The sequence below is a fragment of the Mycobacterium sp. NPDC051804 genome, assembly GCF_044452905.1.
In the GTDB taxonomy this organism is placed as follows: domain Bacteria; phylum Actinomycetota; class Actinomycetes; order Mycobacteriales; family Mycobacteriaceae; genus Mycobacterium.
On the sequence record NZ_JBITCD010000004.1, the window covers coordinates 801,761 to 815,266 of the forward strand.

Annotated in this window: 15 protein-coding genes; 6 read left to right on the forward strand and 9 right to left on the reverse strand. The window is 65.9% G+C overall.

The genetic code is table 11. From position 1 onward, the window contains the following. The first annotated feature begins 13 nt into the window (after positions 1–13). Positions 14–1,510 (forward strand): sensor histidine kinase, encoded by a 1,497-nt coding sequence (locus tag ACIA48_RS19340; RefSeq protein WP_396734866.1) that lies wholly within the window; start codon positions 14–16, stop codon positions 1,508–1,510. A 122-nt stretch (positions 1,511–1,632) separates the two neighbouring features. On the opposite strand, the gene ACIA48_RS19345 is transcribed toward ACIA48_RS19340, so the two are convergent. Together ACIA48_RS19345 and ACIA48_RS19350 are read right to left on the reverse strand one after the other, a co-directional pair. Then, positions 1,633–1,887 carry a WhiB family transcriptional regulator gene (locus ACIA48_RS19345; RefSeq protein WP_006245866.1) on the reverse strand — a complete coding sequence of 85 codons (255 nt, stop codon included), beginning with the start codon at positions 1,885–1,887 and terminating at the stop codon, positions 1,633–1,635. A 252-nt stretch (positions 1,888–2,139) separates the two neighbouring features. Beyond that, positions 2,140–3,090: a diacylglycerol/lipid kinase family protein gene (locus ACIA48_RS19350; RefSeq protein WP_396734869.1), complete on the reverse strand. Its 951-nt coding sequence runs from the start codon at positions 3,088–3,090 to the stop codon at positions 2,140–2,142. Between the two features lie 50 nt (positions 3,091–3,140). On the opposite strand from ACIA48_RS19350, the gene ACIA48_RS19355 reads away from it, so the two are divergent. Then, positions 3,141–3,578 (forward strand): hypothetical protein, encoded by a 438-nt coding sequence (locus ACIA48_RS19355; RefSeq protein WP_396734871.1) that lies wholly within the window; start codon positions 3,141–3,143, stop codon positions 3,576–3,578. Here the strand turns inward: ACIA48_RS19355 and ACIA48_RS19360 are convergent. From ACIA48_RS19360 to ACIA48_RS19370, 3 genes are read right to left on the reverse strand one after another with little or no spacing between them, the layout of a single operon-like run. Continuing rightward, complete coding sequence (locus ACIA48_RS19360) at positions 3,518–4,012, reverse strand: GNAT family N-acetyltransferase (protein ID WP_396734874.1); 495 nt, start codon at positions 4,010–4,012, stop codon at positions 3,518–3,520. The genes ACIA48_RS19355 and ACIA48_RS19360 overlap by 61 nt on opposite strands. Next, a complete protein-coding gene (locus tag ACIA48_RS19365; protein ID WP_396734877.1) occupies positions 4,009–5,106 on the reverse strand; it encodes an isochorismate synthase MenF in 1,098 nt (365 codons plus the stop codon). The genes ACIA48_RS19360 and ACIA48_RS19365 overlap by 4 nt, the downstream gene beginning before the upstream one ends. Continuing rightward, complete coding sequence (locus tag ACIA48_RS19370) at positions 5,103–5,714, reverse strand: acid phosphatase (RefSeq protein WP_396734879.1); 612 nt, start codon at positions 5,712–5,714, stop codon at positions 5,103–5,105. The genes ACIA48_RS19365 and ACIA48_RS19370 overlap by 4 nt, the downstream gene beginning before the upstream one ends. A gap of 51 nt (positions 5,715–5,765) precedes the next feature. On the opposite strand from ACIA48_RS19370, the gene ACIA48_RS19375 reads away from it, so the two are divergent. Further along, positions 5,766–6,569, forward strand: a complete 804-nt coding sequence (locus tag ACIA48_RS19375) for a ParA family protein (protein ID WP_396734882.1) — start codon at positions 5,766–5,768, stop codon at positions 6,567–6,569. Between the two features lie 104 nt (positions 6,570–6,673). Here the strand turns inward: ACIA48_RS19375 and ACIA48_RS19380 are convergent, their stop codons facing one another. Together ACIA48_RS19380 and ACIA48_RS19385 are read right to left on the reverse strand one after the other, a co-directional pair. After that, on the reverse strand, positions 6,674–7,891 hold the full coding sequence (locus ACIA48_RS19380; protein WP_396734884.1) for a hypothetical protein: 1,218 nt from the start codon (positions 7,889–7,891) through the stop codon (positions 6,674–6,676). A gap of 54 nt (positions 7,892–7,945) precedes the next feature. After that, positions 7,946–9,400 carry a DEAD/DEAH box helicase gene (locus tag ACIA48_RS19385; RefSeq protein ID WP_396734887.1) on the reverse strand — a complete coding sequence of 485 codons (1,455 nt, stop codon included), beginning with the start codon at positions 9,398–9,400 and terminating at the stop codon, positions 7,946–7,948. Between the two features lie 243 nt (positions 9,401–9,643). Here ACIA48_RS19385 and ACIA48_RS19390 point away from each other — a divergent pair, with 243 nt between their 5' ends. Further along, the gene (locus ACIA48_RS19390) at positions 9,644–10,360 is read left to right on the forward strand and encodes a ferritin-like fold-containing protein (RefSeq protein ID WP_396734890.1); all 717 of its coding nucleotides are present in this window, start codon (positions 9,644–9,646) and stop codon (positions 10,358–10,360) included. A gap of 3 nt (positions 10,361–10,363) precedes the next feature. Here ACIA48_RS19390 and ACIA48_RS19395 read toward each other — a convergent pair whose 3' ends face one another. Beyond that, positions 10,364–11,101 (reverse strand): hypothetical protein, encoded by a 738-nt coding sequence (locus ACIA48_RS19395; RefSeq protein ID WP_396734892.1) that lies wholly within the window; start codon positions 11,099–11,101, stop codon positions 10,364–10,366. A 278-nt stretch (positions 11,102–11,379) separates the two neighbouring features. Here ACIA48_RS19395 and ACIA48_RS19400 point away from each other — a divergent pair, with 278 nt between their 5' ends. Continuing rightward, on the forward strand, positions 11,380–11,631 hold the full coding sequence (locus ACIA48_RS19400) for a DUF3107 domain-containing protein (RefSeq protein WP_396734895.1): 252 nt from the start codon (positions 11,380–11,382) through the stop codon (positions 11,629–11,631). On the opposite strand, the gene ACIA48_RS19405 is transcribed toward ACIA48_RS19400, so the two are convergent. Next, on the reverse strand, positions 11,618–12,283 hold the full coding sequence (locus ACIA48_RS19405; protein ID WP_396734898.1) for a TetR/AcrR family transcriptional regulator: 666 nt from the start codon (positions 12,281–12,283) through the stop codon (positions 11,618–11,620). The genes ACIA48_RS19400 and ACIA48_RS19405 overlap by 14 nt on opposite strands. Before the next feature lie 160 nt (positions 12,284–12,443). Between ACIA48_RS19405 and ACIA48_RS19410 the strand changes: the two genes are divergently transcribed. Next, positions 12,444–13,475 (forward strand): DUF3152 domain-containing protein, encoded by a 1,032-nt coding sequence (locus ACIA48_RS19410; RefSeq protein ID WP_396734901.1) that lies wholly within the window; start codon positions 12,444–12,446, stop codon positions 13,473–13,475. Positions 13,476–13,506 lie beyond the last annotated feature (31 nt).

Here is a 13,506-nt window from a genome sequence, read left to right on the forward strand (position 1 = left end):
AGAGTGAGGCCCGATGTCCACCCTCGGTGACCTGCTCGCCGAGCACACGATGCTGCCCGGCAATGCCGTCGACCATTTGCATGCGGTGGTCGGGGAGTGGCAGCTGTTGGCCGACCTCTCGTTCGGCGACTTCCTGATGTGGGTGCGCCGCGACGACGGGGCGCTGGTGTGCGTGGCCCAGGTGCGACCGAACACCGCACCGACGGTGCTGCTCGCCGACGCCGTGGGCACCCTGAACCAGGGGCACGAGATGCCCGTCGTCGCCGATGCGTTCGACTCGGGTGCCATCGGCAGGCAAAACCCAGCCGGACAACAGGATTCGCTCGGCCTCAACGTAGAGGCTGTCCCTGTGCGCTACAACAACAACGTGGTTGCGGTGCTGACGCATCAGACCGCACTGGCGGCGCGTAACGCGAGTCCGCTGGAAAGTGCCTATCTCGACTGTGCCGACGACCTGCTGCTCATGCTGTCCGAGGGCACCTTCCCTAACGTCGGCGACGTCGCGATGTCGCGGTCGAGCCCACGCGTCGGTGACGGCTTCATCCGTCTCAACGGAACGGGCATCGTCACATTCGCCAGCCCGAACGCCATCTCGGCCTATCACCGGATGGGGTTGGCGGCCGAGCTGGAGGGCCACAACCTGGTCACCATCACGCGGCCGTTGATCTCGGATCCGTTCGAGGCCCAGGAACTGGCCGACCACGTCCGCGACTCGCTGGCCGGCGGTTCGAGCATGCGTATGGAGGTCGACGCGGGCGGTGCCGCGGTGCTGCTGCGAACACTGCCACTTGTGGTGCACGGCAACGCCGTTGGGGCCGCAGTGTTGATCCGCGATGTAACCGAGGTCAAGCGCCGTGACCGTGCGCTGTTGTCCAAGGACGCGACGATCCGCGAGATCCACCATCGGGTGAAGAACAACCTGCAGACGGTCGCGGCACTGCTGCGGCTGCAGGCGCGGCGCACCAACAATGCCGAGGGCCGCGAGGCGTTGATCGAATCTGTGCGCCGGGTGTCGTCGATCGCGTTGGTGCACGACGCGCTATCGATGTCGGTGGACGAAGAGGTGAACCTTGACGAGGTCGTCGACCGGATCCTTCCGATCATGAATGACGTTGCGGCCCCGGTCGATTCGGACAACCCAATCCGGATCAACCGGGTCGGCGAACTGGGTGTGCTCGACGCCGACCGGGCCACGGCCCTGATCATGGTGATCACTGAACTGGTGCAGAACGCCATCGAGCACGCCTTCGACAGGTCCACTCAGCAGGGGTGCGTGACGATCCGCGCCGAGCGTTCCGCTCGCTGGCTCGACGTCGTGGTGCACGACGACGGCCGCGGACTGCCCGAGGGCTTCAGCTTGGAGAAGTCCGATCGGCTTGGTCTGCAGATTGTGCGGACGCTCGTATCGGCGGAGCTGGACGGCTCGCTCGGCATGCACGAGGTGGACACCGGCGGCACAGATGTGGTGCTGCGGGTGCCCATCGGCCGACGTGCCCGGTTGGCGCAGTAGTTAACTTCTGTCGACGAATGAAAAATGGCATCGTCTGACGCCAATGTGTGAAATTGGTTGCAACAAATTACGGCCCCGACTTTTCGTCGGGGCCGTAAATCGTCTGTTGTGGGTTGCGAGCTTTAGACCCCGCTGCGGGCCTTGGTGCGGGCGTTGCGCCGCTTCAGCGCACGCCGCTCGTCTTCGCTCATTCCGCCCCACACGCCTGCGTCCTGTCCGGACTCCAAAGCCCAGGTGAGGCAATCCGTAGTCACCGGGCAGCGGTTGCAGACGAGCTTCGCGTCAGCGATCTGAGCGAGGGCCGGGCCACTGTTTCCCACCGGGAAGAACAGTTCCGGATCCTCGTCGCGACAGACCGCCTTGTGGCGCCAATCCATAGCTCTAACTCCTTATCGTGTGCGCAGCAGAGCGCACTTACGTTTCTTCGGCTGTTAACGCGTGCGCATGAAATGTTTCTGCACTGTTGCATCCGAGTTTTTCACAGGCTGAACAGATGTCAATACTGATGAGTTAACAAGTGGGCAACCTCACTAGCGGGGCCCGCTTTTTCCAGCCCTTACCCGTTTGTACTACACTCGTCCTATCTACGCCCTGAATCGGTTAATCCGACGGCGTTATCACTGGTCAGGCTATGTGTTTGCGCTTGGCGCAACTACTGCCAAAGCATCGGGAACCGACGTGAACGTCATCGTGTCACGCAGGCCGACGTAGTCGCCGTCGATCTGGCACGCGACTGGTGTGTCACTGGTCACCCGCAGTTGTGGTAGGTCGTCATCGCGTATCAGATGATCGGCGTCGATCTTCGGGCGCCTCGCCAGCATCTTGCGTACCAGCCGCAGGTTGGCCCACACGTTCATGCTGGTGATCGCAAAAACGCCGAGATCGGTCTCGAACGAGGTCGTCGGATTGGTCCACACTGGCCTGGTGTTGGCGTATGTCCAGGGGCTGGAGTTCGATACGAAGGCGAAATGCACGCCCTCCACCGGGTCGCGGCCAGGTATGTGAAGCGTCAACAAGGGATCCTTGCGCGCGCTGGACAGCATTTCGCGGATTGCAACGCGGATGTAGCGCGAGGCGGTGACCTTGCGCCCCTTGGCGCGCTGAGCTTCGACGGCGGCGACGACATCGCCGTCCACGCCCATACCCGCGGTGAAAACCGCCCAGCGCTCGCCGCAATCCATCAGACCTATACGTCGCCACGTTTTGCGCCGCCGGTAGGCGGACAGCAGGTCGACGAGTTGATTCGTGGCCTCGATGGGATCCGGGCTGATTCCCAGTGCGCGCGCGAAGACGTTCGCCGAACCGCCGGGCACCACGCCGACAGCCGGGGCCGCCACACCCGGCCCGCCGACCTCCATGATTCCGTTCACGACCTCGTTCACCGTGCCGTCGCCGCCGTGCACGATCAGCACGTCCACGCCGTCGGTGGCGGCATCGCGGCCGATCTCCACCGCGTGGCCGCGATGGTCGGTGTGGATGACGGTGAGCTTCACGCGGCTCTCGAGGGCGTGGGCCAAGAGATCACGGGTTGCCGGGGTCGTCGACGTCGCATTGGGGTTGACGATCAGCACGGCGCGCACAGAGGACGACCCTATCTAAAGGGGCAAGCCCAACCTCTACGCTCGAGGTCGTGACCGTTCCCTCGCCGGCATCCGTGCGTCGGGCAGCCATCGTGGTATCGCTGGAAGGCCTTGCGGGCGTGGTCGCGGCAATCTGGTACGTGGCGAGCGGGCTGCTGGGCACCCGCGAGCCCGGAATGAACTTGTTCGGCACCGCGGGCTGGTTCCTGGTGATGGGCTCTGGTGTGCTCGCCGCGGGGTGGGCGCTGTGGACGGGCCGGCAGTGGGGCCGCGGCCTGGCGGTGTTCGCCCAGCTGATCCTGCTGGGGGTGGCTTGGTACGTCGGCGTCGGATCAGGTCAGTGGCTGCCCGGGGTCGTGATGGCGGTCGTGGTGCTGGCTGCCCTGGCGCTGCTGTTCAGCCCGTCAGCCCTGCAGTGGGCGGTGGCTCAGGCTTCGCCCACCGATGACTCAGCGAGCGCCGACAACTCCGGACCGGATACCCGGTAGGTGATCCAATCGTTCTGCGGCTTGCCCCCGACGGCGTCGTAGAGCGCGATCGCGTTGACGTTCCAGTCCAGGACCGCCCACTCCAGCCGGGCACCGTGGGTGTCGACGCATTCGCGCGCGAGCGCGGCGAGCAGCTTTCGCGCCAGTCCTAGCCTGCGAAAGTCGGGGCGCACGAACAGATCTTCGAGATAGACGCCTGCCACGCCTTCCCATGTCGAAAAGGTGCGGTACCAGATCGCGCACGCGGCGGCCTTGCCCTTCACCTCGACGATATGCGCCCACGCGGTCGGCGCATCCCCGAACAACGCCGCGGACAGCCGCTCCTCGGTGAGCGTGCACCGGTCGACGGAATGCTCGAACTCTGCGAGCTCGTAGACCATCGCGGTCAGTTCTGGTTCGTCGCCGGGCCGGGCGAGCCGGATGATCTCGGTCATGCCTCAACTCCGAGGGCCGCGAAAATCGTCTTGAATTTCGTTGTGGTTTCGTCGACTTCGTCATCGGGCTCGGATTCGGCGACGATTCCGCCGCCCGCATAGGCGTACGCGGTCCGACGGTCGGCCGACAACTGCGCACAGCGGATCGACACGACCCAGCGGCCGTCGCCACGCTGATCGCACCAGCCGACCGCGCCGGCGTAGAACCCACGATCGCCCTCGAGTTCGTTGATCAGCGTTGCGGCTGCGTCGGTCGGCACTCCGCCCACCGCGGGCGTGGGATGCAATGCGATCGCCAAATCCAGTGCTGTCGTTGAGTTTTCACGAAGCCGTCCGCTGATCGGCGTATAGAGGTGCCAGACGGCAGCGGTCTTGTTCAGCTTCGGTTCTGCCGAGATGTCCAATTCGTCGCACAGCGGTTCCAGCGCGGTGCGCACCGCGTCGACAACGAGCTGGTGTTCGTGCCGGTTCTTCGCCGACGCCGCCAGCGCCGCTCCGCTCGCCTCGTCGGCCGCGGGATCGGGCAGGCGTGGGGCCGAGCCGGCGAACGGGGCACAGAGCATGCGGTCGCCCTTACGAGCCACCAGCAGCTCCGGACTAGCGCCGATGAGCGCGGTGCCCGAGTAACCGCCGCCGGCCGCGGACAGGTCCGCCAGGAAGGCATTGGCCGCGACGTCCTGGGCGACGATGCGGTCCAGGATCGTGCGGGCATCCAGCGGACCGTCAGCGACCAGGCGCAACGCGCGGGCCAGGACGACCTTGTGCAGTCCGCTGCCGGGGTCGCGCAGGCGCTGGAGTGCGGACGCAATGCGGGCGCGGTGTTCGTCCGGTTCCGGCATAGTCTCGGCGATGTGCACCGACGGCAGCATGCGTAGCGGCCACTCCGGCAGCGCATCAAGGAACTGAACTCCCTGCGGCCGGATGAGTGCCGCTGGCTTGGACATGTCAAAAGGTAAGGCACCCACAATGATTGGGGCACTGTGCGATGCCAGTGCGGCCCGCGCCTCCGCGACCCTAGGGAATGCCGTGTGGACGCCGTCGGCGATGACGGCGCTGCCGCCCGAGGCGAGGACGAACGACGGTTCGCGGGTCATGAGGGCGTGTGCGGGTTTGGGTGGCCGGTGAGTCCCAGCGCGCTGATCTGGCGCACCCCGTGCTCGAATCCGCACAGCGCGATGGACGCGGCATGCATCGCGAACCGAATCCCTTCGTACACCGGCTGTTCGATCCAGCGGGTGAGCACCGCGCGGGAGAAGTGGCCGTGGCCGACGAACACTACGTCGCGGGATTCCATATGCTCCAACGCCATTGCGATTGCCCGGTCGGCGCGTTCGCAGACTTCCGCGGAGGTTTCGCCACCCGGGCAGCCGTGCGTCCACACCAGCCAGTTCGGCACCGTCTTGCGGATCTCGGCGGTCGTCGTGCCCTCGTAATCGCCATAGTCCCATTCGGTGATCAACGGGTTCACGTCGTCGACCGACAGACCGGCCAGTTCGGCGGTGACCAGTGCGCGCTTGCGCGGACTGCTGACGACGAAGGGGTCAACCAAGTTCAGCTGGGAAAGCGTTTCGCCGGCGGCCTTCGCCTGGTCGCGACCGTGTTCGAGGAGATCTAGTTCGGTGCGGCTCGTGTGCTTGCCGGACTGTGACCACTCCGTCTCGCCGTGACGAAGCAAGATCAGCCGGTGCTGCAATACGCCCACGCGAAATGATTCTGCCGCACCTCCCGCCGACGCGTTCGTACACGTGCCAGGATGGCAGGCGTGACGCGGGTACTTGCGGTCGCCAATCAAAAGGGTGGGGTCGCCAAAACGACAACGGTGGCGTCGCTGGGTGCGGCGATGATGGAGAAGGGCAGACGGGTGCTGCTCGTCGATCTGGATCCACAGGGCTGTTTGACGTTCTCGCTGGGCCAGGACCCCGACAAGCTGCCGATGTCGATCCACGAGGTGCTGCTCGGCGACGTCGAGACGGAAGCGGCGCTGGTCGAGACGTCGGAGGGCATGACGCTGCTGCCCGCCAACATCGACCTGGCCGGAGCTGAGGCGATGTTGTTGATGCGGGCCGGTCGCGAGTATGCGCTCAAGCGTGCGCTGGCCAAGGTCAGCGACCAGTTCGACGTCGTGATCATCGACTGCCCGCCGTCACTCGGTGTGCTCACACTCAACGGGCTCACAGCGGCTGATGACGTCATCGTGCCGCTGCAATGCGAGACGCTGGCGCACCGCGGCGTCGGCCAGTTCCTGCGCACCATCAACGACGTCCAGCAGATCACCAACAGCGACTTGACGCTGCTGGGTGCGCTGCCGACGCTCTACGACTCACGCACCACCCACAGTCGCGACGTGCTACTCGATGTCGCCGACCGATACGACCTGCCGGTGCTCGCGCCGCCGATACCTCGTACGGTGCGCTTCGCCGAAGCCACCGCATCGGGAGCGTCGGTGCTGGCGGGCCGAAAGAACAAGGGTGCGAGTGCGTATCGCGAATTGGCGAACGCACTGCTCAAGCACTGGGAGCAAGGAAAGGCCCTGGCGACCTACACGCCGGACGTCTAGCGATTTCGGTGTCGTGAGTCGCGGCCAGCGCGACCCCGCTACACCCAAATCGCAACTGACCGAAGCTTGATTGGCGGCTCAGCCGCCGAAGCTTGATTGGCGGCTCAGCCGCCGAGCGCTACCAGTTCGTCGCCTCGCTGCTCAACGACCGTCGACCCGGCCACCGCGGGGACAACGGGTGCTGAATTCGGCGGGCGTGGCACCGGGATGTGCCGATCGCCCTTACCGCTGTTCGCGTCGAATACGTCGTAACCCCCGGTGACCGGAACGAGCAGGCGCCCGGCCATCTCCGTTGCCGGTCCAAGCGGAATGTTGGCGCCGGCTGGCGAGACGGTGTACTTGTACTGAAGTCCCTTAGCGGAGAACACCATTACGCTGTCGCCGGTCCACCACGTGATTAGGTCACCGGCGCGTGACATCGTTGCGTTAGCGGCCGCAGGCTTCGGCAGTGGCGTGCTGGCGATGGTGGCCCCGGTTTCGTCGACGATGTTCACGACCGGCTTCGGAGTCGGTACGTACACCGCGGTCGTCGTGTCGGACACGGCCACCACCTGGGCGTCGGAGTCCGCGCTCACCCCGGATTGGGTGACGTACTTCAGTTCGGGGGTGTCCTCGTCGTCGGCAGGCCGCAGCAGGGTCAGGCGCATATCGTCCTGCTTTGGGCAGGCCTCGAGCACTGAGACGGCCGTGGAGCTGGCGGCGGCGGACACCAGCCGGCACAGCGGAGACGCGGGGGTGCCGGGTTTGATCTTGGCGTCCAGGGAGCCGTAACTGATCATCCTGACCATGTCCGACCGCCACAGCTCCAGTCGGCTGTCGCCGGCCGACAGCACGGCGGTGCCGTCTGAGGAGAGCCGCACCTCGGGATCGGCATAAGCGGTGCGGGCGGGACCGCGCTGGCCCGTCTTGGCGTCGATGGTGCTGACCTGACCGCAGCCCCGGCTGTCGGGGTACACCGCTACGGCGTACTGGTACACCCAGCTGACCCCGCACAGGTCGAGATTCGTTCGCGCGTAGCTCCACACGGGGCTACCGGACGCCGGGTCGCGGCCCTGCACGGTATGACCGTCCCCTGTCACCACGCTGCCGGCCACGACCAGCGGGGCCGTCGTCTTGGGGCTGGGTGCGGTCCACAGCTGCCGCAGCGACGACGGCACCATCTTGGCCGTACTCAGCGGGGGAACCGAATTCGCGGCCGGCCGGCTGATCGTCGCCCTGGCGTCGCTCGTCCACCACACCACGGCGGCCGTGACGGCGATGACTGCGGTGATGGCGATTGCCGCCACCACGTCGGCGCGCGTGCGGCGTTCAGGTTTGACCATCGGGTGGCGACGGAGCCGCCCCGGCGGCGACATATGTCGGCGGCTCTTCTCGAGCTAGCCGGTGCTGGCCGCGGCCTTACGCGGACGCCGACGACGTTTGCGCCGCGGCGTACCGTCCGAACTCGCCTCGCCGTCGGGCGACCCGCTCTCAGTCGAGGGTGTCGGGGAATGTCCGGAAACCGGCTCGCCGGCGCGGGTGCGCCGACGGGTGCGGTTGCGGTTGCGGGCGGGACGATCGGCGGACTTCTCCGCGGGCGGGCGCTTGGCGGCATGTGCCTTGCGCGGTTCGCCGATGGTGCCGTTGGCTTCTGCCGGGATGTTCAGCTCTTCGTAGAGGTGCGGCGAGCTGGAGTACGTTTCGGCCGGATCAGGAGTGTTCAGACCGAGCGCCTTGTCGATCATGGCCCAACGGGGCAACTCGTCCCAGTCGACCAGCGTGACTGCGATGCCCGTCTTGCCCGCGCGGCCGGTGCGGCCGATGCGGTGTACGTAGGCCTGCTCGTCCTCGGGGATCTGGTAGTTGATGACGTGGGTGATGTCGTCGATGTCGATGCCGCGGGCGGCGACGTCGGTGGCGACGAGCACGTCGATGTCACCGGTGCGGAAGGACTTGAGGGCCTTTTCGCGCGCGCCCTGACCGAGATCACCGTGGACCGCGCCGACCTTGAAGCCGCGCTCGGCGAGCTCGTCGGACACCTTTTGTGCGGTGCGCTTGGTCCTGGTGAAGATCATCGTCGCGCCACGGGCGTCGGCCTGCAGGATGCGGGCCACCATCTCGACCTTGTCCAGCGCGTGGGCGCGGTAGGCGAACTGTTCGGTGGTGTCGTGGGTGGCCGCCGAGTGCGGAGCCTCGGCCCGGATGTGCGTCGGCTGATTCATGAACGTGCGGGCCAGGGTGATGATCGGGTCCGGCATGGTGGCCGAGAACAGCATCGCCTGGCGATCGGTCGGAATCTGGCGCAGGATCCGCTCGATATCGGGAAGGAAGCCCAGGTCGAGCATTTCGTCGGCCTCGTCGAGCACCAGCATCGAGAGCCCGCCCAGCTGCAGGTGGCCCTGCTGTGCGAGGTCGAGCAGGCGGCCCGGGGTCCCGACGACCACGTCGACGCCCTTCTGCAGGGCCTCGATCTGCGGCTCGTACGGCCTGCCGCCGTAGATGGAGGTTACGGACAGCTTGCGATCGCCGGCGGTCAGGTACTTGCTGGCGGTTGCCAGGTCGTTGTACACCTGCAGGCACAATTCGCGGGTCGGGACCACGACCAGTGCTCGCGGGATCCCGGATAGCTCCTTGTCGGGGTCGGTGGTGATCCGCTGCAGCAGCGGCACACCGAACGCGAGAGTCTTGCCCATTCCGGTGCGGGCCTGGCCGATGAGGTCGTCGCCGGCGAGGGCGAGCGGCATTGTCAGTTCTTGGATAGCGAAGGGGTGTTCCTTGCCGTCCTCGGACAGTGCCCGCACGATTTCATCGCGGACTCCGAGCTCAGCAAAGGTTGGATTGAGATGTGTCATACGCGGAGGCTTGGCCTTTCAATTGTCGATTCCTCATGGCGTCCACGCGCGCACGAGTTCGACGAAGCTTTGCCGGGGCCCTGCGCTGAGGTAGGCGGGCCGACTGCGTGCACGCACATTTCTTAGGTAGCGACCAGGTCTTTTCGACCGTCAAGGTGCCTTGAACAAGCCACTGCCTTCCTCCATGATAGCTGGCCGGGTTCGCCGCGAGAGCGACCGCCGGTTGACGTTTACAGTTGGGCCATGACTGCGCCTAAGTCTCCGGCACCACCTGCGGCCCCCTCCGAGCAGTCGACGGACTCCGTGAGCTCGGGTGTTTCGGCCGACCATCCCGGTGTCAACGAGCTGTTCGCGCTGCTGGCATACGGCGAAGTGGCGGCGTTCTACCGGCTCACCGACGAAGCGCGGATGGCGCCCAACCTGCGGGGCCGCATCAACATGGCCAGCATGGCCGCGGCGGAGATGAACCACTACGAGGTACTGCGCGACTCGCTCGAGCGCAGGGGAGTCGACGTGGTGCCCGCGATGACGAAATACGCGTCGGCCCTTGAGAATTACCACCGGCTGACCACCCCGAGCACATGGCTGGAGGCACTCGTCAAGACGTATGTCGGTGATGCGCTGGCCGCCGACTTCTATCTCGAGATCGCGACGTCGCTGCCCACCGAGGTCGCCGACGTGGTGCGCGCGGTGCTGTCGGAGACCGGCCATTCGCAGTTCGTTGTCGCCGAGGTGCAGGCCGCCGTAACCGCGAGCGAGAAGCAGCGGCATCGACTGGCGCTGTGGTCGCGCCGGTTGCTCGGCGAGGCCATCACCCAGGCCCAGTACGTGCTCGCCGATCACGATGAACTCGTCGACCTCGTCATGACGAGCGGTGAGGGCCTGACCCAGATGACCGAGTTCTTCGACCGCCTCCAGCACACCCATATCTCCCGCATGCAGGAGCTGGGTCTGGCCTGACGGCTATTGGGTGCAGTTGGCGATCATCGTGTTGTTGCTCTGCACAGCGACCAGGGCGCCCGCGGCGTCGTAGATCCCGCAGTTGAGCTGACCGCCGACGCTGGTCGCGGTCACCGACTTGAGCTCGACACCGGGGTCCAGCACGACCGTCTTCGCCCAGGGCAGCGCCACGTTGACCTCGGTCTGCAGTGCACCTTGTTGATCGGTGTAGATGACGGTGACGAAGTCGATCATCGGTTTGTTGCCCGTTACGCGGTAGGTGACTGCGCGCGGCGAGACGGTCGGGGCGGCCGCGGGCGGGGGTGCAGAGGGCGCGAGGGGGGCGGCGATTTCCGGCTGCGCGACCGCCGTGGGTGCCTCTGGTGCGGGACTCACCGTCGTGACCGTCTCGGCAGGCAATGACGGCGCCGCGACGGCTGGCGCTGACGTGGCCTCCGGGGTGGCGGTCGGCGCGGACGAGGTCCCGGTGGCCGACACTGAACCGCTGTCGCCGCCGCCGAGGATGATGCCCGTCGTACCGATGGCGATGAACAGGATCACACCGGCGATGCCGGCCACCCACATCCACTTCCGGTCGATGCTCTCCTCGTCGTACTCGGCGATGTCGGCGTAATCGTCATCGTCCGGGTACTCCTGCAGCCCGTCGTACTCGAAGTCGCCGAAGTCGTCACCGGCGTAGACCGGGATCTGCTCGGTGGGGGTCAGAGAATACGGAGAATGGGCAGTATAAGGCCTGTTCATATGGGTTCCCAGGTCGTCGCGTTCATGTACCGGGCCGATGCTATCGATGCGCAAGTGACACATGAGGTTTCACGGCGGTGTGTACGGTCACGGTCCGGACTCGGTTAGGTCGCCGTTCGGCATGCGGCTTGGGCATGCGGCGTGCCATCCGTTCGAAACCGGCTTCGCTGACCGCGAACTCACCGGAGCGGCAGCACCGTGGATGCGTCCACTAGCCTTGCCTCTAGGTTCCTCGAGGGTTTCTCGACGACGTGAAAGTTAGGGAAAGGGTTCGCAGCGTGGAGGTCAAGATCGGTGTCACGGACAGCCCGCGTGAGCTCGTGTTCAACAGCGCGCAGACACCTACCGAGGTAGAGAAGCTGATCACCGACGCGCTGGGCCAGGACTCGGGCGTGTTGAGTCTCACCGACGAGAAGGGCCGGCGATTCCTGGTCCAGACGTCGAAGATCACCTACGTCGAGATCGGTGCCGCGGATGTCCGCCGCGTCGGCTTCGGTGTTGTCGGCGCAGAGGCCGTCAAGAACGCGTAAGCGGCACGTGTGACAGGCCGCCCCAGGCGAACAACACGGTGCTGTCCACCGCGTCGTCCTTGCTGATCGGCCGGTCGTTGTTGAGCCAGTAGCGCGCTGAATCGACGCTGATTGCCACCAGGCCGACGGCAATCATCCTGGCGCGGTGTGCCTCCAGCCCGGAATCGCGGCTGATCAGGTCGAATACCGCGTCGGTGCACGATTCGGTGGCCACCTTCACCTGGGCGGCGACCTGCGGTTCGGTCACGTAGTCGTTCTCGAAGATCAGCCGGTAGCCCTGGCTGTCGTGCTCGATGAAGTCAAAGAACGCGTGGACCGCCGCGCGCAACCGCTGCCGGTTGTCCGTGGTGGTGCGCAAGGCCTGGCGCACACCGGACACCAGGTTCTCGACATGGCGTTGCAGCACCGCGAGGTACAACTCCAACTTCGACGAGAAGTGTTGGTAGAGAACGGGTTTACTCACGCCGGCCCGGTCGGCGATCTCGTCCATACCGGCGGCGTGATATCCGCGGTCGACGAAAACCTCACTAGCAGCGACGAGTAACTGGCCGCGCCGCTCGTCGCGGGGCAGCCGGTTGCCGCGTCGGCTTATCCCTTCGCCGGAGCCCGACTGCGCGCCTCGCCTTGCGGCGGAGTTGGCGAGATCGCTCATTACATCCTTTATCTGGCTTTATCTGCGTGGTTTCGCAACGAGATTACTACCGTTCGCAAAGCCAGCGCGCAAACACGAGGTCGCGAGGCGCGGTGCGCACTCTCCATCGCCGGTGGCGCGCCGGAGGTATCAGGGCTCTGGCCTGTGTCATCCTGTGTCGGTGACCTACGACTCGGAGCGTCGCGGGGGAGGCGCACCTGCGCTGCGCAACGAGTGGCGCGAGCCACTGAGGGCGCAGCGCGACCCCTTGGCGAATGACTCCGGCCGGCCCAGGTCCAACCGCGAAGAGCATCGCAACGCTCGTAAGCAGAGCAAGCTGGGCCGTTTCGTGCACACCTACGGCTGGCGGGCTTACGCGCTGCCCATGCTCGTCGTGTGGACGGCCGTCGCCCTCTACGTGACTTTCGCCGGTGCCACCGAGCCCGAGACCGACAAACCCGAGGGGCCGGTACAGGGCCCGCCGACCATCGGCGTCGCGAGCACGGCGATCATCGGCGCTCCGCCGAGGGGCTTGACGCAGTTCGATGCGAATCTACCTACCGGCATCCTGCCCGACGGTGGTCCGTTCACCGAGGCAGCGGCCAAGACGTGGCACATCGTGCCCGGTGCGTCGTCCCAGGTGGGTGAGGGTACGGCGAAAGTCTTCACGTACACCGTCGAAGTCGAGGACGGTATCGACACCACGACGTTCGGCGGTGACGAGGGGTTCGCCCGGATGGTGAGTGAAACGCTGGCGAATCCGAAGAGCTGGACCCACAACCCGCAGTTCGCGTTCCAGCGCGTCGACGGCACGTCGCAAATCCAACCCGATTTCCGGATCTCGCTCAGCTCGCCGATGACCGTCCGCGAGGGGTGCGGTTACGACATCCCGCTCGAGGCGTCGTGTTACAACCCGGCGTACATCGACGGGCAACCGCGCGTGTTCATCAACGAGGCGCGTTGGGTGCGCGGCGCGGTCCCGTTTCAGGGCGACATCGGCTCGTATCGGCAATATCTGATCAACCACGAGGTCGGTCACGCGATCGGCTACCAGCGGCATGAGGCATGCGGGGCCAACGGTGAGCTGGCGCCGATCATGATGCAGCAGACGTTCTCCACCAACAACAACGACGCGGCCCGCTTCGACCCGGGCACGATCAACCCGGACGGCAAGACCTGCCGATTCAACCCCTGGCCCTATCCGATCGCCTGAGCGCCGGTCGCGTCCGGGAAGCCTCACGATG

Coding starts and splice junctions, on each gene's coding strand:
- ACIA48_RS19375 (WP_396734882.1), top strand. CDS start 5,766: ATGGCAGGCGTGACGCGGGTACTTGCGGTCGCCAATCAAAAGGGTGGG.
- ACIA48_RS19405 (WP_396734898.1), bottom strand. CDS start 12,283: ATGAGCGATCTCGCCAACTCCGCCGCAAGGCGAGGCGCGCAGTCGGGC.
- ACIA48_RS19385 (WP_396734887.1), bottom strand. CDS start 9,400: ATGACACATCTCAATCCAACCTTTGCTGAGCTCGGAGTCCGCGATGAA.
- ACIA48_RS19365 (WP_396734877.1), bottom strand. CDS start 5,106: ATGACCCGCGAACCGTCGTTCGTCCTCGCCTCGGGCGGCAGCGCCGTC.
- ACIA48_RS19360 (WP_396734874.1), bottom strand. CDS start 4,012: ATGACCGAGATCATCCGGCTCGCCCGGCCCGGCGACGAACCAGAACTG.
- ACIA48_RS19340 (WP_396734866.1), top strand. CDS start 14: ATGTCCACCCTCGGTGACCTGCTCGCCGAGCACACGATGCTGCCCGGC.
- ACIA48_RS19345 (WP_006245866.1), bottom strand. CDS start 1,887: ATGGATTGGCGCCACAAGGCGGTCTGTCGCGACGAGGATCCGGAACTG.
- ACIA48_RS19395 (WP_396734892.1), bottom strand. CDS start 11,101: ATGAACAGGCCTTATACTGCCCATTCTCCGTATTCTCTGACCCCCACC.
- ACIA48_RS19390 (WP_396734890.1), top strand. CDS start 9,644: ATGACTGCGCCTAAGTCTCCGGCACCACCTGCGGCCCCCTCCGAGCAG.
- ACIA48_RS19380 (WP_396734884.1), bottom strand. CDS start 7,891: ATGGTCAAACCTGAACGCCGCACGCGCGCCGACGTGGTGGCGGCAATC.